Below are 19,471 nucleotides of genomic sequence, written 5' to 3'. Positions count from 1 at the left end.
TCAGTGTAATCAGTGTCCCAGGACAACCTCCGCTAAGCATTTCAGGGCAAACACTTTTTTATTGTGCATAAACCATTCATTAGCAAATCATTAACAAGTCTCAAAGATTTGTTAAAACTATCGTGTACATGTTACAAATCGTCTTGTTCTACGTCTAACAGGTACAAACTAACTAATTAAACTAAAGGAGGGAATATGAAAAAGCTGGGTCTTATCATGGCGGGATTTGCAATGATCGTCATGGCAGCCTGTTCAAGCACCAAAGTAACGTCTTCCTGGCGTTCCAATGATGCACAGCAACTGCAAAAGGATAACAAAATAATGGTAATGGCGCTGGTACCTCAGAGAGACCGTACCCTGCGCAGCCAGATGGAAAATTATACCGTATCGGAACTGAGAAGAAAGGGATATAATGCCGTATCTGCACTCCAGACCTACGGCCCCAACGACATGGCTAAAATGAATGAAAAGCAGGTGTTGAAGCAATTACAGGGTAGTGATGTAAACCAGATCATGACCATTGTAATGCTGGATAAAGGCAGGGAAAGAAACTTTGTTCCCAGTTATTCACCTTACGGCTACTATGGCTTCTGGCCTTATTACTCTATGTGGTCGTCCAGGATGTACGCACCGGGATACTATACCTACAACACCAAGTATCAGTGGGAAGCTAACCTGTATGATATGAAAAGCGGACAAATGCTGTACTCCGTACAGTCACAGTCTTTCGACCCGCCAACAACGGAAAGAATGGCCGTATTATACGCCCAGCAGGTAGTAAAAGATATGGCTAAACAACAGTTGTTAGCAAAACAGTAAACGGTAATAAATAGAGAATAAACAGCCGCGGGCTTTTAGTTTTTGTACACTAAAACTAAAGGTCAGCGGCTATTTACTGCGAGCTGGTTGGATTTTACGGGAAATCGATGTAAGTTTAACGCCCTTTTAAATCCAGTTATGTTCGAAGTAACCGTTAATGAAGACATATACCTCCGGCAGCTACAGGTGCAGGATGCCCCTTTGGTATATAAACAACTGGATGTATCGCGTAAAAGCCTGCGCAGATTTTTACCCTGGGTAGATTATAATACCAACGAAGAACATTCCCTCCGTTTTATACAGCTGATGTTACGCAAAGCCGAAGAACAGGAAGCCATCGCACTGGGCGTATGGTACAAAGAAGAGTTTTGCGGTGTTATTGATCTTCATGGATGGGATCACCAGTTGCAGAAAGCAGAAATTGGGTATTGGATAGGAGAAGATTTTCAGCGGAAAGGCATTGCCACCGCTGCATGCAAAGGACTCATTTCCTTTGCCTTCAAAAAACTCCACCTGAATAAAATAGAGATCCGCTTTGTGCTGCAAAACGAACGTAGCGGGCAAATCCCGATCAGACTGGGATTTGCCAAAGAAGGAACCCTTCGCCACAGCGCCAAACTGCATGGGCAGTATGTGGATATGGTGGTAATGGGCGTGTTGCGGCAGGACTGGAAATATTAGCTTTTCAGCTGGTTGCGTACTTTACTGTGTTTCTTACCGTAAAATTCATAGATCGCCATACCTATTGCCATCCATACGATGAGACGCAGCCAGGTATCCCATGGAAGGAACGCCATCATCACCGCGCAGGTGATAATGCCCATCAGCGGTACAAAGGGAACCCACGGTGTTTTAAATGCCCTCGGTGCGTCCGGCATAGAATACCGCATGATCCAAACCCCCGCGCATACGATCACAAACGCCAGCAGGGTACCAATGCTGGTCATCTCCCCTACTACCCTTACCGGTACCAGTGCCGCAAACAAACTTACAAACACACAGAAAAGGATATTCGATTTCCAGGGGGTACGGTAACGGGGATGAACATCCGAAAAGATCTTTGGCAGTAGCCCATCTTTAGCCATACTGTAAAATACCCTCGATTGTCCCCAGAGATCCACCAGGATCACGGAGGTATAACCTACTATGATGGCCAGGATAATCATTTGCCCCAGCCATTTGTAAGGCGTGTGTGCAATGGCAATAGCCACCGGCGCCGCACTGTTTTTAAACTCTTTATAGGGCGCCAGTCCGGTGAGCACATGAGAAAAAAGAATGAAAAGAACCGTGCAAACAGCCAGCGATCCGAGGATGCCTATAGGCATATTGCGCCGCGGATTTTTAGTTTCCTGCGCCGCGGTGCTCACAATATCAAAACCGAGGTATACAAAGAAAATAACCCCTGCTCCCCGCAGAATACCGGATATGCCGTATTCTCCAAAGGTGCCTGTGTTTTTAGGAATATATGGAGTGAGATTAGCCGGTTGTATGTACTTCCAGCCCAGGGCAATAAAAACAAGCACTACGCCCACTTTGAGCGATACCACTACTGCGTTCCAGATGGCCGAGCCTTTGGTGCCGCGCATCAGGATAGCCGACATGAGGATGATGACCAATGCTGCAGGAAGATTGAAATAGCCGTGGGTGGTGACACCGTTTGCGAGGGTTATGGTTTCAAACGGGGAGTGTGAAAACTGCGCCGGAATGTAAATTTTGTATCCTGCAAGGAAGGCTACCAGGTAGTTAGACCAGCTAATGGCCACTGTGGCGGCTCCTACGGAAAATTCAAGCACCAGGTCCCATCCGATGATCCAGGCAAGCCGCTCCCCCATCGTCGTATAGGCGTAGGTGTATGCACTCCCCGCCACGGGGATCATGGAGGCAAATTCAGCATAGCAAAGACCGGCAAAAGCACAGCCAATACCTGCCACTATAAAGGAAAGCGTAACTGCCGGCCCGGCGTTATTGCCGGCTGCGGGTCCCGTAAGGGAAAATAACCCAGCACCGATAATAACACCCAGGCCCAGCATCAGCAGCTGAAAGCCATTCAGCGTGCGTTTGAGGGTATCTTTACTTTCACTGGCCGACTCGTTGAGCAGCCATGATAAAGGCTTTTTGTAAGATTGATTCATGTTGTATACCCTACTGTTTTAGTAGACTGGTCCGCGAAAGTAGGATATATTTATGAATTTAAGCCAGATCGCAGATTCCTATCGCCTGGCGGAGCGATGCGATCTGGTCTTTATGGGCAGGAATAAACTCCTGGGCCACATGGCCTTTAAAGCCGGTTTCGTAGATCGCTTTCATAATAGCCGGGTAGTACAGCTCCTGGGTTTCATCAATTTCATGACGGCCCGGTACTCCGCCGGTATGGTAATGCGCAAAATATTCGTGGTGGTCGCGGATGTTACGGATTACATCCCCTTCCATGATCTGCATGTGGTAAATGTCGTATAACAGCTTAAAATTGGGAGAACCCACTGATTTACACAGTTCTACGCCCCAGGCAGTATGATCGCACTGGTAGTCGTGGTGATCTACTTTGCTGTTCAGCAGCTCCATAACCAGCGTTACTTTCTTCTTTTCTGCATAACCGATAACGCGTTGCAGACCTTTGGTGCAGTTTTCAATGCCCTGCTGGTCGCTCATGCCGTTACGGTTGCCTGAAAAGCAGATCAGGTTGGTGAAACCGGCTTTTGCTGTTTCATCTATATAATGCTTAAAATACTCTTCCAGTTTATCGTGGTGGGCAACGGTGTTGAACCCTTTGCCAATATTCCAATCGGGACCGTTACTGGCTACCATAGCGGTGATCATGTCATTCTTCTTCAGAATGTCGAAGTCTTTCGGATCAACGAGGTCGATGGAATGAATGCCTATTTTTTTTGCGGCCTTACACAGTTTATCCAGTGGGATATTGTAACACCAGGCGCATACCGAGTGGTTAATTTTGCCTTTTAGTTTTTCACCTACTGCCAGATCGTGTGCAGCTACCCTGGTTGAGAGGGATGATAGCGCGGTGGACGCGAAGGCCATTGTGGCCACTTTCTTAATCATATCGCGGCGAGAGTTTTCCTGATGCATAAAAAGGTTTGCTTTAAAACTGCCATCAATGTAGGCGAAATTATGTTTACTTACAAGCTCCCGCCGCCTTTTTTGGGAGGAAAAGAGCGTGGAAATACGGATTTTATTTTTCCCGTAGATCCAACCGCGCTCATCCCACGTTTATATAGTAACTTGCAGTTAGTTTAGACTTTGGTAAGTAATTTGTTTAAGTATTGAAAAGCGGAGGTTGATATGGAAAAAAAATATACTCCCAGTTTATGGATCTGCATCCTGATGGACCTGTTAGGATGCGCCAGTTACGCAGTTCCGGTATTAGGAGACGTCAGTGACTTTATCTGGGCCCCGATTTCTGCCATCATTTTCTACCGTATGTTTGGCGGCACTATTGGTACTTTCGGTAGTGTTTTTAACTTTATGGAAGAGTTATTTCCAGGCACCGATTTTATTCCCACCTTTACCCTCGCCTGGGTATTGAAGCGGGTAAGGGCCCCCAGAAGAACGGTGTCGATCTGAATTATTCTTAAAATAACAAGGGCATTATTAATCAACAGAGATTAATAATGCCCTTTTCTATAAATGGTTAACTCAGAAGCCTCTTGGTCGCATTCCGCCACGGCCGCCTCCCGGAGGGAAACCCATCATACGGTTGCCTCTTTCTCCCTTACCGGTATTACCTCCAAACTTATTCAGGAAGTAGGTGAAGCTCACCATAAAGTACTGCTGTAACACATTGCTCTGCACATCCTGGATGTAGTTATCTGCCACGGTGCGGGATACACTGATATATTGCCTCAGCAGATCAAATCCCTGGATCTTGATCATCCCCTGTTTTTTCGGGAATACATACTTTGAAACGTTGGCGTTCCACATGGTAGAGGTAAGGTTATACCCCGCCTGACGGCCACGGTTCATGGTACAGGTAATATCGCTGCCTATCATGAATCCCAGCGGCAGATTGATGTTGAAGTCGGTGTTAATGTTGTAATCCAGGTAGCGGGTATCATTGGCGCCTGCGCTGGCCTGTGAATAGTTGGTGGCATTGAAATTAACGCTGCCGCCCAGTGAAACATCAAACAGCTCCTTGTACATATAGCTTACGTTGGCGGATTGCGACAACTGCAATGAATTGGTACTGCTGTTAATGCCATTGCTCACAATTACATCTTTATTATAACTCACGGAAGTTCCTGTGTTCAGGTTTTGTCCGGGCGTTTTAGATAAAGGAATGGAGTTGTGCACCATACCGGAAATATTGTAGTTGCCATTTACGTTTACCGGCCTCACAGTTTGCTTGCCTGTTTCAGGATCAAGGGTAGTAGCATTGATAATTTTATTCACGGTATAACCGCCGTTCAACCGTGCAAACATACCCCGGAAGGTGATGTTGTTAAACGAGTTGTAATTAACGCTGAGGTTATTGGTGAAAGATGGTTTCAGGTCCGGATTACCCAGCTGGATATACAGCGGGTTACTGTTGTCCGGCACAGGCGCCAGCTGTTGTACAGATGGCTGCTGTGTATTCCCGTTGTAGTTTATGTGTAACCGTTTGTTTTTGGAAAAGGTATAGTTAAAAGATGCCTGCGGAGAGAAGTTGACCGTGTTTTGTGTGATCAGACTATCTTTCCCGGTAAGGAATGAATACGTGTTATTCTCCAGGTTATTAAACAGCACATTTAATCCTATGGAGTAATCATATTTCAGCTTGTTGGTGCGTATGGCAAAGCCGGCCTGCTGGTTCAATGTACTGTTGGTAAAAGAATTGCTCAGCGAGTCGTTCATGATATTGTACTCTCCTTTCGCATCATCATAATCGTAGGTGTATTTGGTACTGTTGCTGTTGTATTTCGTGATGCCATAATTTGCTTCCAGGAAACGGTCCCTTCCCAACGGTTCTGTGTAGGTAAGGTTTACACCTTCATTACGGCTATTGGTATTTATTTGATTGCGCTGATTAAAGTTAACAACACTGTCGGCAGAAACGTAATTGATACTTGACTTTACGTAGTTCTCCTGATCATTATCACTGTTGTTGTAGCTAAAGTTAAGGCTCAGTGTACGGCCTGCTTTTTTGAACCGTTTGCGGAATAACAGGGTACCACCATAATTTTCATTGTGGCCCTGGCCATCGTTGTAGGTGAGTCCCCTGTTCAATGTATCCTTGTTGGTGTTCAGCGACAGGTTGTCTGTAACACTATAGCTGTTGCCGTTTGTAAGGGAATACGTTGGTGAAAAAATCAGTGAATGAAAGGAGTCGATTGTATATTCCACCCTTGCAGAAAAGCGGTTGTTGCTGTTGTCTGTTTGGGAGGTGGAATTGGTGTTATCGTAGTTGGTGGTGGCATTGCCTTGTTTATCTGTACTGAATGTTTGCTTTGCCGTTTTTTGTTCTATATTATTTTTGGTATCATTAAAAAAATAGCTGCCGTTAACGATCAGGTTTTTACTGAAGTCCTGGTTGAAGTTGAGACCGGTGTTCCAGTTGCGGGTGATACCGCTGTTGTTACCGCCGCCCATGAGCTGTTGCATACCACGTCCGCCGCCGCGGCCACCACCGCCTCTTCCACCACCGGCAGAACTGAAGCTCATCGCATCCTGTTGGGTATAGCCCATATTGTTTACGTTATTACCGCCGCCGAGCAACGACATCTGCTGGTTTTCCCTGAAGCGGTTTAAGCTGAGGGATACGCCATAGCGATCGTTGGTGCCATAGCCTGCGGTAGCGCGGCCAAACAATCCTTTCTTTTTATCTTTCTTAATGGTGATGTTGATTGTTTTTTCTGTTTGCCCGTCGTCGATTTGTGTGAACTGTGCCTGGTCTGATTTTCTGTCTATCAGCTGTACTTTATCAATAATATTGGCCGGAAGGTTTTTGGTGGCGAGTTTGGGATCGTTGCCGAAAAACGGTTTACCATCTACCAGTACACGGGTAACAGTTTCTCCCTGTGCGGTAATAGCGCCATCTTTATCTACAGTAACACCGGGTAGCTTCTTCAAAAGGTCTTCTACCACTGCATTTTCACGGGTTTTAAATGCATCGGCATTAAATTCAAGGGTATCTTTTTTAACAACAATGGGTGGCTTCTCGTCCAGTATTTCCACGGCATTCAGATTTACTCCTTTGAGCACCATTGGGATGTTGCCGAGAGATAATTCTTTATGGTCCTGGTTAATCTGTATTGATTTATTGATGGGTTTATAGCCCAGGAAGCTTACGTACAGGCGGTATGCGCCATCGGCGATGTTGGTTAGTTCAAAGTTGCCTTTGTTGTCTGTCATGGTGGTGGTAGCAACGCTGGAGTCTTTTGCGTTCAGTAGCACTACCGTGGCAGCGGGCATGGCATCCCTGGAGGTAGAGTCAGTCAGTTGGCCTTTAATCTTTCCTTGTTGAGCCTGAGCCTGGGCATGTATAATGCCCAAACCCAGTATCAGCAAGAGTTGTATAAGTTTCTTCATAAATGAATTTAACAGGAAAGGGGAAAGTTAGGATGAAATTTATTTATTGTTGTTGCCGCTTACGTAATTTCTCCATTTCCTGTTTCCTGATTTCTCTCATCTGTTCCTGCGTTACTTTTTCTGCACCGGCAGGAATGCTAAGATCCGTATCTGTTACGGCTTTCAGGCTAACGCTTTTTGCGGTGAATGCGCGTTTGCTGCCTTCAGCAGAAAGCACTACGGCGTTGCTGTCGGGCAATAATCCGTTCACCGGCGAGAAACTGAAAGGTAAATCGGTGGTATACCAAACGGTGTAGGTATCGTCCTTCAGCTGTATGGTGGCCTTTTTACAGTTGTATCCTGCAATCTTTTTGGTTTTGTCGGACGACTTGTTATTAGCGGTAAAGATGAAATCTTCTTCTGTATAATAAGTTTTCTTATCATCGCCGAAGGTGCTGAATACCTGTTCATACTTCTTATTGGCCAGGTCTACATACTGTGCGTTACCTCCCCGTCCCATCATGCCCATACCCATGCCACCGGGGCCTTGTCTGCGTGGATTACGGGTGCTGGTATCTCCTTCGGGGCGTTGTCTTCTGCCGCCGAAGCCACCGCCTTCAGGGCGTTCTGTAGTGAGTTTGCCGAGGTTGTTGCTGAAAGTAAATACCTGTTTGAAGGTGATGACATCCGGAATTTCGGGAGCATCGTCGCCACCACGCTGGAATCCGCGCATGCGTTCGGGGTCTGTTTTGGCGGTTACTTCATATTCTATTACTCCTGATTGCTGTGCAAATACAGGGCTGGTAGCAGATAGCAGCGTAGCTGCTGCGATGAATAAACGGATAGTTCGGTTCATACCTGATTGATTTTACAGCAAATGTGAATCTTCGCTTTCATTTTTTGGGTTAAAAAGCTTTATTTACTGTTATTTACTGTTAAGGGCTGTCTGTAAGCGTTAATCTTCCTTATTTACTGTTAATTACTGTTAAGGGATTGTCTTGTTTTCCCTGTGGAATGGATAGTTTTGTAAGGATCTTAAAATCTTTCATGCGACAAAGAATCAGAAATATTCTCATCCTCATGTCTGTCTGTATCCTGGGCATATTTCTGTTCCAGGGGTACTGGCTGTACAATTCATACAAATTAAGAGAGGAACAGTTCAATAAAGAGATCAACGAATCGCTGCGGATGGCCGTGTTCAATAAGCAGTTTTCTGATGTACGCCGCTATATCCGTTATTTCGGGAAAGATAAAGACTCGCTGAAGCTACCCATGCGCGGACTTGCAGATCAGCTGGAAGAAATAGGTATGCCTAAAGGCAGGCGCTTCAAGGGGCAGCATTACGATCGCTACCCGGGGCAGCCCAGGACAACTGCCTTCCCGGGCGACTCACCCAACAGGATATATGTGGATACACTGGCCAGGCAGATTTCTGAGTTCCTCATTACCAGCAACTTACACGACGATAGCACCAATCTTAAAAAACTGGATTCGGTATTCAAAGTGGAGCTGGCCAACCGCCAGATAGCCACGCCTTATGAACTGGATACCTTCCATCTGAACTACAGCGGCTTTGAAAGGGAAACATTCAGGGACAGCATCCGCCGGAGAGAACCCAGGCAAACGGCTAAAATTCCTTTTAACCCTGCCAGCAACTTATTCGTACAGGCCAGCTTCGATTCTCCCCTGCAGTTTATTTTACAGAAGATGATCTGGACCCTGCTCAGCTCACTGGTATTACTGGTGCTTACTACCCTCAGCTTTATGTATATGCTCAGAACAATTCTTAAGCAAAAGAAGCTGTCGGAAGTAAAGAATGATTTTATCAATAACATGACGCATGAGCTGAAAACGCCTATTGCAACAGTGTCTGCAGCGGTAGAGGCATTGCAGAATTTCAATGCTCTGAACGATCAGCGTAAAACACAAACGTATCTCGATATATCAAAAAATGAATTGCAGCGCTTATCAGACCTCGTGGAAAAAGTACTGCATATTGCTGCCGAAGAAAAAGAAGATATTGAATTATTCAGGGAAGAAACAGACCTGAATGAAGTGATTGATAACATCCTTTCCAACCACCAGCTTAAAGCAGGAAAACAGCTACAGCTACGTTATGATAATAACCTGGCCGGCAAAACCGTGTTTGTTGATAAAACGCACCTGGCCAGCGCTATTAACAACCTGGTGGATAATGCTATTAAGTATTCCGGCGAACACGTGCAATTATATCTGCAAACCAGCCTGGAAAACGGTATCTTAAAGATCCGGGTAAAAGATAATGGCATCGGCATTCCGAAGGTATACCAGGGCAGCATCTTTGATAAGTTTTTCAGGGTGCCTACCGGCAACCTGCATAATGTAAAAGGATTTGGCCTGGGATTAAGTTACGTGCGGAAAATAGTGGAGATGCATGGCGGCGCCATACAGGTGCAAAGTGAACCGGATAAAGGCAGCGAATTTACCATTATCATCCCTTCTGCTTAACCATATAAAAGAGATTTATGCCCAAAGTATTATTGATAGAAGATGAAGTGCAGCTCGGACAAATTGTGAAAGACAGCCTTGAAATGCGGGGATTTGAAATGTTGTATGCCGCCGATGGCAAAGAAGGGCTGCGTATATACCAGCAGGAACATCCCGATGTAGTGGTGCTGGACATCATGATGCCCAACATGGATGGCTTTTCGGTGACCGCAGAGATCCGCAAGCAGGATAAATTCACTCCTATCATTTTCCTGACCGCCAAATCCCAGACGGCCGATGTGGTGAAAGGCTTTGAACTGGGCGGAAACGACTACCTGAAAAAGCCGTTCAGCATGGACGAGCTGATAGTGCGTATTACGGCCCTGCTGAAACGTTTCGGCGATAACCCCGGCACCCGTGAAATGGAAGAAGGCGCTGTAACCATTGGCCAGTATATTTTTAACTATACCAAACAAACCCTTGCCCGTAATAATTCCATCGAGTTCCTGTCGCACCGCGAGGCGGCCATTTTACGCCGGTTATACGATAACAAAAATGAGGTAATGGAGCGTAAGGCTGTACTACTGGACCTTTGGGGAGATGATAATTTTTTTAATGCCCGCAGTATGGACGTATTTATCACGAAACTCCGCAGGTACCTGAAAGATGATTCCCGCGTACAGATTGTAAACATCCGGGGAGTGGGTTACAAACTGATTTTTTAGCGGCTCATGGCCGGGTCGGATTCAAAGGTAATATACACACGGGTGCCCTCTACCGTATTCTCCACTCCGGGCAGGTCGGAGATTTCAATATTAAATTGTTTATGGTACATGGTTCGGTAAAGGGTGGCCCTTTCCATGCATATTTCCATGCCGCGGGAGTGATGGTTGTTGCTTTTCAGCCCGTCGTGATGATATTGCAGGGCCTGTACCCTTCCAATGCCGTTGTCTGTTACTTCGCAGGCATACAGGTTCGGCGCCAGCTGCATCCACTGGATCTGCAGCAGCCGGTTTGTGCTCTTATGCATGAGGCCATGCCAGATGGCGTTTTCCACAAAGGGTTGTACCAGCATACAGGGCACATATAAGGCCGATGGAGAGATCTGGGGATCGGTATAGAGCGTATACTCAAACCCGTTATTGGTGCGTAATTGTTCCAGTTTCAGGTAAAGCTCCAGCAGGTCGGTTTCTTCCTGTAAAGGGATGAAATTCTTATCGGCCAGCATTAACACCTTCCGGAGCAGGCCGGCGAAGCGTGAAATATATTCCTGTGCCAGCGCCGTTTCCCCGGTCATGAGGGCGGTATAAATGCCGTTGAGGCAATTAAACTGGAAATGTGGGTTCACCTGTGACTTCAGGTTTACCAGTTTTAGTTCGGTGAGCTGCTTGTGGAGAAGAAGCAGGGAAGCCTCCTGTTGGTGGCTATTCCGGATCATAGCTTCGCTACTGCCTTTGAAAAGAAGGTAACGGGAACGGTAATGCAGACAAAGGAGAAAAAGAATGGCGGTGCCGGCTGCAGCCAGTATCAGCATAACAGTGTGTATAGTGACAGGCATAACCCCCTCGATTTGCTCATGAAAATATACGTCATTTCCGGCAAAAAAGGAGCAAGGGGTAAACCTCTTCAGTTTACGCCTAAACGCTTATCTTTGTTGTTTATGGAACAGTTAGTACAGCAAATAGCAGCCTACAAAGAAGAAATAGCGGCTTTTACGCCTGCCGGCGCAGCGGATCTGGAACAGTACCGCATAAAATTCCTGGGTACAAAAGGTATCGTGAAAGCTCTTTTCGGGGAGATGAAACAGGTACCGAATGACCGTAAGAAAGAATTCGGGCAGATATTAAACGAATTTAAACAACTCGCGGAATCCCGCTACGAGCAGTTCAGTGACCTGAAAGATGCTGGTGGCGCAGATGCCGGCGATATAGATTATACGTTGCCTGCCGCCCCTCACCGGTTAGGTACCAGGCACCCTATCAGCCTGGTAAGGAATAAGATCATCCGCATTTTTGAGCGCCTGGGCTTTACCATTGCCGAAGGGCCGGAAATTGAAGACGACTGGCACAACTTTACAGCATTGAACTTACCGGAAAATCATCCGGCCCGTGATATGCAGGATACCTTCTTTATCAGCAAAAATCCGGATTGGCTGCTGCGTACCCAAACTTCCTCCGCCCAGGTAAGGGTGATGGAAGAAGGCAAACTGCCTATCCGCATCATCAGCCCGGGAAGAGTATACCGTAATGAAACCATTTCCGCCCGTGCGCATTGCTTCTTCCACCAGGTAGAAGGATTGTACATCGACGAAAACGTTTCTTTCGCAGACCTCAAACAAACGCTGTATCACTTTGTCCAGGAAATGTTTGGCGAAAATATAGGCATCCGTTTCCGTCCCTCCTATTTCCCGTTTACAGAACCCAGCGCGGAAATGGACATCGTATGCTTCATTTGCGGAGGTACCGGCTGTAATGTATGTAAGCAAACCGGCTGGGTGGAAATACTCGGTTGCGGAATGGTACATCCAAAAGTACTGGCCAACTGTGGCATCGACCCGGAAAAATATTCCGGCTTTGCCTTCGGGATGGGAATAGAACGTATTACCATGCTGAAATACCAGATTAAAGATCTGCGCCTGTTCTCTGAAAACGATACCCGTTTCCTGGAACAATTTGAAGGAGCAGTGTAAATATTTATTACCAGGCTATTTGGTTATTACATAAATGCAGCGGAATATTCCGCTGCATTTATGTAATAACCGGATGAAAAACCTCAAAAAGTGATTCAAACTATTGCCGTATGCGGCGCAGGCACTATGGGTGCCGGAATAGCACAAATAGCAGCCTACAGCGGATTTACTACTTTGTTGTTTGATATTCAGCAGGACGGCCTGGACAGGGCGAAAGCACAGATTGAGAAGAGCCTGACGGTAGCCGTGGAAAAAGGGAAACTGACCCCTGCAGATAAAGACAGCATCCTGCAGCGGATCCGTTTTACCGCAGCTATCGAAGATTGTGTAGCCGATGTGATCATAGAGGCTATTGTAGAAAGAATAACCGCCAAAACAGCACTCTTTAACCAGCTGGCCGCTATCAATACCGCGGAAACCATTTTTGCTTCCAACACTTCTTCCCTTTCTGTTTCTGAAATAGCTTCGGCTGTCAGCGTTCATCCGTCGAGGGTGGTGGGCATGCACTTCTTTAATCCTGCACACCTGATGAAACTGGTGGAAGTGGTAAGCGGAAAGGAAACCGCTCCGGAAGTAGCAGATACCATCTATGAACTGGCAGAGAAGATGGGTAAAGTGCCGGTAAGGGTAAAAGATTCTCCCGGTTTTATTGTGAACAGGGTGGCCAGGCATTATTACCTGGAGGCCATGCATATTGCAGAACAGGGTCAGGCAGACTTCAGTACCATCGACCAGCTGCTGGAAGCAGCCGGGTTTAAAATGGGTCCTTTTGCATTAATGGACCTGATAGGTAACGATATCAACCTGGCGGTAACGCAATCGCTGTACGATGCTTTTGAGCAGGCGCCCCGCTTTAAACCTAATGTACTGCAGGAACAGCGGGTGAAGGAAGGTAAGCTGGGACGTAAAACAGGATTGGGTTTTTACAGGTACGAACAATAACAGGTTTTAGTTATTTTTGAACCTCTTTCAGAAAAAAGAATTTTAGTCTTCATGATTTTAGTCACCGGCGGTACAGGGTTTTTGGGTAGTCATTTAATCCGGGCATTGGTTGCCGCAGGGAAACCTGTGAGGGCATTGTACCGTAAACAACCTTCTCCCCGGTTGCAGGATATTTCCGATAAAATAGAATGGGTACCAGGCGACATCCTGGACGTGTGCGCACTGGAAGATGCCATGACGGATGTAACACAGGTATATCACTGTGCTGCAGTCGTTTCTTTCCAGGCAGCTGACAAAGACCGCCTGCTGAAAATTAACGCCGAAGGCACTGCCAACGTGGTGAATATGGCACTGGATGCAGGCGTTAAAAAGCTCCTGTATGTAAGCTCAGTAGCTGCTATCGGTAGGGCAAAGCCTGGTGCTGCCGTAAATGAGGAATGTGAATGGGAAGACAGTAAAAATAATTCCCGTTACAGCATCAGTAAGTTCCAGGGAGAAATGGAAGTATGGAGAGGTATTGCGGAAGGACTGGATGCTGTGATTGTGAACCCTGCCATTATCCTGGGTGCGGGCTTCTGGGATGAAGGCTCCGGCTCCCTGATCAAAAATGCCTGGAAAGAATTTCCCTATTACACACAGGGTGTAAATGGATTTGTAGATGTGGAGGATGTGGTAGCTGTCATGATACGGTTAATGGACAGCGATATCAACGAGGAGCGGTTTATCCTGGCAGCAGATAACTGGAGTTATCTGCAGTTATTTACCACTATGGCGCAGGCGCTTGGTAAGAAGCCGCCGCATATTGCGGCAAAGCCCTGGATGGCCGAAGCGGTGTGGCGCCTTGAAAAGGTAAAGGCGATGTTTACCGGCAAACATCCGCTCATCACCAAAGAAACGGCCCGTACTGCCCAGCTCAAAGTATATTACGAAAACAACAAGATCTTAAAGGCTTTACCGGGGTTTCAGTTCCGGCCACTGGAAGAAACCATCCGGAATATTTCCGCCGCCTATCTCCGGGAACGGGGAGTTGGTCTTTCTCAGGATTAAACTGATTTTACTGATTTAGGGATTTGATCACTTTTGATTATAAATGATTTGGGGAGATCTAAGCGAATATACCCGCTTAGATCTCCCCAAATCATTTATAAAATCCCAAAAAGTAAAATCCCTAAATCAGTAAAATCAGTTTAATCCTGAGTAAGATAACATCCTTGTTCCACTCAAAACAGGAACGCCGCTATAGCTGCTGCCAGTGTTTTGGAGATTTCAGGAGACACTTCCCTGCTCATCCATACCCGTGGTTTTTCGCCCGGTATTACTGCCGCCACAGGTTGCCCGCGGTATTGAAATTCGTAGCACACATTTTCGTAGGAATTCACCTTGCCGAACCGGTTATTGGCGGTAATGCGTATATCTGTATCCGTAGACCTTAATACGCCTGCCGGTTTGTTTTCATTCAGCTCCAGGTAATGAGGGCTTTTAATGATCATTTCCCAGCGTTTTAACGGCTCATTCTTCGTGCCGTTGATCAAGGCATAGCGAAGGTCCGTAGCTGCCGGCAAACTACTTAAATAAGACGGTAAATCGCGGTTGGAAAACACAATTGCCGTAGTGTTCATGGTTTGTATCAACAGGTGTTCCTCATTGCCGTTCAGATAAAAATTAAAGGCGTTTTTCGGGTCTTTGATGAAGGTAGCTTCCGCTACCCCGTTTTTACGGGAAGTAGTGGAATAAAGGCCAAAAGAAATGGTTTTAGCGGTAAGCCAGCCGTCTTTCACCTTCACCGGCCATTCCTGGTCGTTGGTGTATAGGGATGATTTAACGGCAGCGGGCTTGGTAGTGCTGCAACTCCAGAGCAGCAGCAGGGGGAGTAAGGCGGCAAACAAATACTTCATGAAGCGGGTGGTTTTGAATATGCTGAAACGGCGGGAAGTAGTGATGCTGCTTCCCGCCGTTGGATGATTACCTGGTTTCTTTCAGTTTCTCCCACATTTCGGGGATGCGTTTGATCCAGGCAAGTTCTTTCTTTTTTGTCCTGGCTTCTTCTACCGGGGAGCCAAAGTATGTTTTACCACCTTCGAGGGAAGCAGGCACCCCGCTTTGTGCGAGTACAACGGCGCCTTTTCCGATGGTGAGATCTTTATTCACGCCTACCTGTCCCCAGAGGATCACATTGTCTTCGATTTTGGCTTTGCCGGCGATGCCTGCCTGTGCAGCAATGAGGCAATTTCTACCGATAACGGTACCATGACCAATATGGATCATGTTATCCAGTTTGGTGCCGCGGCCTATGATGGTGTCGCCACTTACGCCTTTGTCGATGGTACAGCCGGCGCCCAGTTCCACATCACTCTCAATGATCACTCTTCCGCAACTCTCCAGTTTATCATACATCACTTCGCGCTCTGCTCTTTTCTTAAAGTAAAAAGCATCCGATCCGAGTACTGTTCCTGCGTGGATAATTACGTTGTCTCCGATTTCACAGTAGTCATAAATCGTTACGTTGGGATGAATGAGACAGTTGCGGCCAATGCGCACATGATTGCCAATGAATACGTTGGGTTGAATAACAGTGCCTTCTCCTATCACGGCACTATCGCTGATGGCTTTGGTTGCCGCCTCAAATGGCCTGAATCTTTTAACCAGTTTTACATATGCACTGAAGGGGTCGTCCAGCACCAGAATTGCCTTGCCTTCCGGACAATCTACCTTTTTGTTAATGATAATGATTGTTGCTGCCGATTGCAGACTGGCGTTATAGTATTTCTCAAAGTCAACAAAGGAAATATCTCCCGGTGTAACCTTATGTATTTCATTGATGCCAGTGGCCATCAGTTGGCTGTTGCCAACCAGCTCTGCGCCTATATATGCTGCTATTTCCGTTACTGCAACAGGTGCTTCGAACTTCATATACTCTGAATTATTGAATAATGTTTAAGAGCAACAAAGGTAGTAAATCGGCGATTGCAACAATCAAAATATGAAGGCATGATAACGACGATCAGAAAGTTTCAATCTGCTGTTATCCACAATTATTTTAGTAGTGTGAATAAAATTTTTTGTAAATTTTTTCTTTTGTGATGAAATTCTTTTTAATATTGTGTAGGGAATTTTGTTTCCCTGTACTTACTAACCCATTCACATAACAAGAAAGTCTGATTGTTCCAACGGTCAGACTTTTTTTATTGCCTCTGAAACCCGCATGAATAAAGCGTTACAGCAGATCGCATTTTTATCTCACTAAAATTCATCACTACACCTTCCTTTTTTTCATCCCCATTTCCCGGTAAATGCATAACCCGGGCAACACCCCCGTTTTTTCAATTTTTGGGTTTTTCTGCCCCAAAAAGCAAAAAAAATCTCCTGTCCGGGATAAACTGATTACGCTGATTACATGAATTTTATTTTTGCCTGCCTTCTGCGCGTATCCGTAAAATCAAAAAAGTAAATCCATGTAATCAGCTTAATCAGTTTAATTGTGTGGAACACAAAAAACAAAAGACTTTATATAGCGCTGCTAAACAATTGTGAATGTGGTACTTGTCGCCACAGCCTTGCATCAAAAGCCATGCAGATGTTGCGGATAAATGGTCTTCCTTCAGGCGTAACCACCACCTTCTGAGGCAGTACCTGCACCAACCCATCCCTCTCCAGCTCCTGCAATCGCTGCAGGCCATCAATGATCGCATCACACTGTGTATCTGCCTTGTGCCAGGTAGTTTCAAAATGACACATCAGCTCATGAATGTGCTTCCGCAGTAGTCCGTCTTCTTCGTTCAGTATATGACCGCGCACCACCGGAAACTCACCTTTGTTCACCAGTTCCTGGTAAGCATCCACCTTCTTCTCATTTTGTGCATAAGCATACCAGCTGTCGCCAATGGAAGATGCTCCCATGCCAACCAGCAGCGATGTGGGAGAATCTGTATAACCCATGAAGTTCCGGTGCAACCGCCCTTGTTGGAAAGCTTTGTGCAACGCCTCTTCCGGCAGTGCAAAATGATCCATACCAATCTCTGTATAACCATTACTGTCGAACAATAACTTACCCAGTTCATACAACTGCCGTTTCTCTTCATCCTTTGGCAGATCGGCTTCTGTATAACGACGCTGACCGGTTCCTTTTATCCAGGGCACATGTGCATAACTGTAAAAAGAGATCCTGTCGGGGCGTAACCGGACAACCTTATCAATTGTATGCTGCATACTTGTAAGCGTTTGCAACGGTAAGCCATAGATCAGGTCAAAGTTGATGGAGGTAAATCCAATCTTCCTGGCGTTCTCTACTACGGATGCCACCATTCCAAAAGGTTGTAAGCGGTTGATGATTTCCTGCACCCGCATATCAAAGTCCTGTATACCTAAACTGATCCTGCGGAAGCCGAGGTTGTACAACGACTGAAGATGTTCCGGTGTGGTATTGCCGGGATGACCTTCGAAACTTAAACTGGCATCAGGCAGCAGCTCGGCAGTGCGGTAAATACCATTCAGCAACATGGCCAGGTGCGCTGCACTGAAAAAGGTAGGCGTGCCTCCGCCGAGATGTATTTCCCGGATACGGGGGCGCCCGCCGAAGGTATCCACATACAGCTGCCACTCCTTCAGCAGGGTTTCAATATAAGGGCCCTCTACTCCATGATTAACCGTGATGTGTTTATTACAGCCACAATACGTACACATACTTTCACAGAAAGGCAGGTGAATGTATATACTGATCCCGTCTTTACCATTCGACTCCAGGAATGATTTCTTCAACAGCGCCTTCCACTTCTCCGGATGAAAAGTTTGCTCTTCCCAATAAGGAACAGTAGGGTAACTGGTGTACCGCGGTGCGGCCACGTTATATTTACTGATGAGGCTCATGATTTGATGGTTTATGACAACAATTTTCAACAACATGTTCACTATGGGGCGTCATCACCGGGCTGATGTAAGGAATGCCCAGGTTGAGCCCACGGAGGATCAGCAACACACCCATGATACTGATTGCAACCGGTATCATGCTGCGCATCCGGTTACGTACCGGTATGCTGATGAGGTGACTGAAATAGCTAACACCGGCCATAGCAGGTAAAGTACCTGCACCAAAGGCAGCCATGAACAACATGCCTTTCAGCACATCGCCGGAGGCAACTGCACCGGCAATACCGAGGTATACGAGCCCGCATGGAAGGAGTCCGTTCAGAAAGCCAATGGCATATAAAGTATGGAAGCGCTGTTGCCGTAACAGGTTACCCAGCCGGGATTTTATTTTTGAAGTGAAAATATCCGGGAGATGCCTGCCTTTTGTTAATCTTATGCCGGTGTATTTCAATATTACCAACACAAGCAGTAAGCTGCCGATGATAATCGATAACCATTGCTGTAAACCGCCCAGGTATAACTGTCTGCCCAGCCAGCCAAAAACTAATCCGAGAATGGCATAGACACTGATGCGGCCGGCGTTGTATAACAGGATGCCCGCTAGCTTCCGGCTACCGTTAAGATGTTGTACGGGCAACGTTAATGCAATAGGACCACACATTCCTATGCAGTGAAAGCTGCCCACAAACCCCAGTATAAATGAAGCGATCATAATGCGTATATCTTTTGTAATTTTTTAAATAACTATCCTCAATTAATATTTACCAGTTGTTCCTGGTAATATGGCTGGTCGTTCATGGTCCATGCTATCTTCACTTTATACTGTCCCCTGATGAATAGCTGCCGGCTAACCAACTGCCTGCCTGATTGGTCGGGTTGAAGCGGCATGAATATATCTTTGCCTGAATCGGAAGGCCGGTAAAAGGTTACTTTACCGGTGATTTGTTTGTTCCGCAGCTCAACTGGAACAGAGATCAGCACAGCGGTATCTTCCTGGGATACAGCAACAGGAGCGGATAATTTCCCGGCATTTTCTTTTCCATCAATTACCTGCTGGTATTTTAATTCCTCGCCGTAGTAATCAGGCGTTACCATATCAACCCTGGTACGCATGCTTTTGGTAACCAGCGTTAAAATGCCGCCGGCGAATATTACAAACACTATGATGATCTTATGTCCCCAGTTCATGGTAAT

The 19,471-nt window shown here is 46.3% G+C and carries 18 protein-coding genes; 8 read left to right on the top strand and 10 right to left on the bottom strand.

Translation table 11 applies throughout. From position 1 onward, the window contains the following. Positions 1–195: 195 nt before the first annotated feature. Both V7S65_RS21675 and V7S65_RS21670 read left to right on the top strand, forming a co-directional pair. The gene (locus tag V7S65_RS21675; RefSeq protein WP_079471525.1) at positions 196–819 is read left to right on the top strand and encodes a hypothetical protein; all 624 of its coding nucleotides are present in this window, start codon (positions 196–198) and stop codon (positions 817–819) included. 138 nt (positions 820–957) lie between these two features. Further along, on the top strand, positions 958–1,500 hold the full coding sequence (locus V7S65_RS21670; protein ID WP_079471526.1) for a GNAT family N-acetyltransferase: 543 nt from the start codon (positions 958–960) through the stop codon (positions 1,498–1,500). On the opposite strand, the gene V7S65_RS21665 is transcribed toward V7S65_RS21670, so the two are convergent. Together V7S65_RS21665 and V7S65_RS21660 are read right to left on the bottom strand one after the other, a co-directional pair. Further along, on the bottom strand, positions 1,497–2,951 hold the full coding sequence (locus tag V7S65_RS21665) for an amino acid permease (RefSeq protein ID WP_079471527.1): 1,455 nt from the start codon (positions 2,949–2,951) through the stop codon (positions 1,497–1,499). The genes V7S65_RS21670 and V7S65_RS21665 overlap by 4 nt on opposite strands. A gap of 58 nt (positions 2,952–3,009) precedes the next feature. After that, positions 3,010–3,876: a hydroxypyruvate isomerase family protein gene (locus V7S65_RS21660; RefSeq protein ID WP_336387663.1), complete on the bottom strand. Its 867-nt coding sequence runs from the start codon at positions 3,874–3,876 to the stop codon at positions 3,010–3,012. Between the two features lie 240 nt (positions 3,877–4,116). Here V7S65_RS21660 and V7S65_RS21655 point away from each other — a divergent pair, with 240 nt between their 5' ends. Continuing rightward, the gene (locus V7S65_RS21655; RefSeq protein ID WP_079471529.1) at positions 4,117–4,398 is read left to right on the top strand and encodes a hypothetical protein; all 282 of its coding nucleotides are present in this window, start codon (positions 4,117–4,119) and stop codon (positions 4,396–4,398) included. A 72-nt stretch (positions 4,399–4,470) separates the two neighbouring features. Here V7S65_RS21655 and V7S65_RS21650 read toward each other — a convergent pair whose 3' ends face one another. Continuing rightward, complete coding sequence (locus V7S65_RS21650) at positions 4,471–7,338, bottom strand: TonB-dependent receptor domain-containing protein (RefSeq protein ID WP_079471530.1); 2,868 nt, start codon at positions 7,336–7,338, stop codon at positions 4,471–4,473. Between the two features lie 43 nt (positions 7,339–7,381). Further along, a complete protein-coding gene (locus V7S65_RS21645) occupies positions 7,382–8,173 on the bottom strand; it encodes a GLPGLI family protein (protein WP_111577191.1) in 792 nt (263 codons plus the stop codon). Between the two features lie 191 nt (positions 8,174–8,364). On the opposite strand from V7S65_RS21645, the gene V7S65_RS21640 reads away from it, so the two are divergent. Then, on the top strand, positions 8,365–9,804 hold the full coding sequence (locus tag V7S65_RS21640; protein ID WP_159454382.1) for a sensor histidine kinase: 1,440 nt from the start codon (positions 8,365–8,367) through the stop codon (positions 9,802–9,804). Positions 9,805–9,821: 17 nt separating this feature from the next. Further along, complete coding sequence (locus V7S65_RS21635; protein ID WP_079471533.1) at positions 9,822–10,508, top strand: response regulator transcription factor; 687 nt, start codon at positions 9,822–9,824, stop codon at positions 10,506–10,508. On the opposite strand, the gene V7S65_RS21630 is transcribed toward V7S65_RS21635, so the two are convergent. Then, positions 10,505–11,341: a sensor histidine kinase gene (locus tag V7S65_RS21630; RefSeq protein ID WP_336387664.1), complete on the bottom strand. Its 837-nt coding sequence runs from the start codon at positions 11,339–11,341 to the stop codon at positions 10,505–10,507. The genes V7S65_RS21635 and V7S65_RS21630 overlap by 4 nt on opposite strands. A gap of 102 nt (positions 11,342–11,443) precedes the next feature. Here V7S65_RS21630 and pheS point away from each other — a divergent pair, with 102 nt between their 5' ends. The 3 genes from pheS (at position 11,444) to V7S65_RS21615 (ending at position 14,461) form a co-directional block, all read left to right on the top strand. Then, positions 11,444–12,472, top strand: coding sequence for a phenylalanine--tRNA ligase subunit alpha (gene pheS / locus V7S65_RS21625; RefSeq protein WP_079471535.1), 1,029 nt, complete (start codon positions 11,444–11,446; stop codon positions 12,470–12,472). A gap of 90 nt (positions 12,473–12,562) precedes the next feature. After that, positions 12,563–13,414 carry a 3-hydroxyacyl-CoA dehydrogenase NAD-binding domain-containing protein gene (locus tag V7S65_RS21620; RefSeq protein WP_227024444.1) on the top strand — a complete coding sequence of 284 codons (852 nt, stop codon included), beginning with the start codon at positions 12,563–12,565 and terminating at the stop codon, positions 13,412–13,414. A gap of 51 nt (positions 13,415–13,465) precedes the next feature. Beyond that, positions 13,466–14,461, top strand: a complete 996-nt coding sequence (locus V7S65_RS21615; RefSeq protein WP_336387665.1) for an NAD-dependent epimerase/dehydratase family protein — start codon at positions 13,466–13,468, stop codon at positions 14,459–14,461. Between the two features lie 173 nt (positions 14,462–14,634). On the opposite strand, the gene V7S65_RS21610 is transcribed toward V7S65_RS21615, so the two are convergent. The 5 genes from V7S65_RS21610 to V7S65_RS21590 all read right to left on the bottom strand — a co-directional run bounded on the left by V7S65_RS21610 (position 14,635) and on the right by V7S65_RS21590 (position 19,465). Next, the gene (locus tag V7S65_RS21610) at positions 14,635–15,309 is read right to left on the bottom strand and encodes a hypothetical protein (protein WP_111577187.1); all 675 of its coding nucleotides are present in this window, start codon (positions 15,307–15,309) and stop codon (positions 14,635–14,637) included. A 67-nt stretch (positions 15,310–15,376) separates the two neighbouring features. Further along, a complete protein-coding gene (locus V7S65_RS21605; RefSeq protein WP_111577186.1) occupies positions 15,377–16,324 on the bottom strand; it encodes a UDP-3-O-(3-hydroxymyristoyl)glucosamine N-acyltransferase in 948 nt (315 codons plus the stop codon). A 594-nt stretch (positions 16,325–16,918) separates the two neighbouring features. After that, positions 16,919–18,277, bottom strand: coding sequence for an oxygen-independent coproporphyrinogen III oxidase (gene hemN, locus V7S65_RS21600; protein WP_111577185.1), 1,359 nt, complete (start codon positions 18,275–18,277; stop codon positions 16,919–16,921). Next, entirely contained in the window at positions 18,261–18,989 is a 729-nt protein-coding gene (locus tag V7S65_RS21595; protein ID WP_336387666.1) for a sulfite exporter TauE/SafE family protein, read from the bottom strand. The genes hemN and V7S65_RS21595 overlap by 17 nt, the downstream gene beginning before the upstream one ends. Before the next feature lie 38 nt (positions 18,990–19,027). After that, positions 19,028–19,465, bottom strand: coding sequence for a FixH family protein (locus V7S65_RS21590; protein WP_336387667.1), 438 nt, complete (start codon positions 19,463–19,465; stop codon positions 19,028–19,030). Positions 19,466–19,471: the final 6 nt, after the last annotated feature.

This window comes from Chitinophaga sp. CCNWYY40, assembly GCF_037483205.1.
GTDB classification, from domain to species: domain Bacteria; phylum Bacteroidota; class Bacteroidia; order Chitinophagales; family Chitinophagaceae; genus Chitinophaga; species Chitinophaga ginsengisegetis.
The sequence above is the reverse complement of the archived record's forward strand: the minus strand, read 5'-3'. Positions and strand labels throughout refer to the sequence as shown.